This window comes from Saccharomonospora iraqiensis subsp. paurometabolica YIM 90007, from assembly GCF_000231035.2.
In the GTDB taxonomy this organism is placed as follows: Bacteria; Actinomycetota; Actinomycetes; order Mycobacteriales; family Pseudonocardiaceae; genus Saccharomonospora; species Saccharomonospora paurometabolica.
On the sequence record NZ_KI912228.1, the window covers coordinates 8,111 to 9,139 of the forward strand.

Genomic DNA, 1,029 nt, shown 5'->3' on the forward strand with positions numbered 1-1,029 from the left:
GGGGCCCGCCGCGGGCACCGTGCGTCTGGACTCGGGCTGGGGCCTCACCCAGGAGGCGCCCGCCGCCGACGGTGAGGTGTGGGTCGAACTGCGCGGACACGGGGCCGCACTCGACGACGCCTCCGCCGGGCTGCTGACCACCGCCGTCGCACTGCGCAACTGGCACCGGCGGGCGCGGTACTGCGCCCGCTGCGGCGGGGTGGTCCGGTCGCGGCAGTTCGGCTGGGCCACCGAGTGCACACGCTGCGGACACGAGGAGTACCCGCGGACGGATCCGGCCGTGATCTGCCTCGTCCACGACGACGTCGGGGTGAACGGGGAGCAGGTACTGCTGGCCCGGCAGCCGGTGTGGCCGCCGGGGCGTTACTCGGTGCTGGCCGGGTTCGTCGAGGCCGGCGAGTCGCTGGAGCGCTGCGTCGAGCGGGAGGTCGCCGAGGAGGTCGGGGTCGCCGTGCGCGACGTCCGGTACCTCGGCAGCCAGCCCTGGCCGTTCCCCCGTTCGATCATGCTCGGCTTCGCCGCGCGCGCCGACGCGGGCGCGGTCCCGTCCCCCGCCGACGGGGAGATCGAGAACGCCTGCTGGATGCCCCGGGAGCGGGTGGCGGCCGCCTTCGCCGGGCGGGACCCGGACCTGCTGCTGCCGGGTGGGTCGTCGATCGCGCACCTGATGCTCAGGGCCTGGGCCGGAGCGGACGCCTGAGCGGGAGTCCGCACGGCCGTGTTCTCGCCCCGGGAGCGGGCGGCGCGGAGTAGTCTCGCCGCACACGCCGTCGACCGGGGGGATGCTGTGGGCGCGTCACGGGCTGTCGGGTTGCTGCTGGGGATGCTCGCCGACTCGGTCGTCGGCGACCCCGCTCGGAAGTGGATGTCGCGGCCGGAGGCCGGGTCGACGGAGCCCAAAGCTCCGGAGGTGGCCGCGTCGGAGCGCGGAGCCTCGGAGGACGGACCGGCGGAGGGCGGAGCCTCGGAGGCGGGTGCGTCCGATCGGGGGGCCGGCGGGCCCCGTGCCGGGGCGGCGCTCCGCCGGGT

Annotated in this window: 1 protein-coding gene; it reads left to right on the forward strand. The window is 76.7% G+C overall.

What is annotated here, in order from left to right; translation table 11 throughout:
- Nucleotides 1–700: NAD(+) diphosphatase (gene nudC / locus SACPADRAFT_RS26715; protein ID WP_007027743.1), on the forward strand; the 700-nt coding region annotated here is incomplete at its 5' end.
- Nucleotides 701–1,029: the final 329 nt, after the last annotated feature.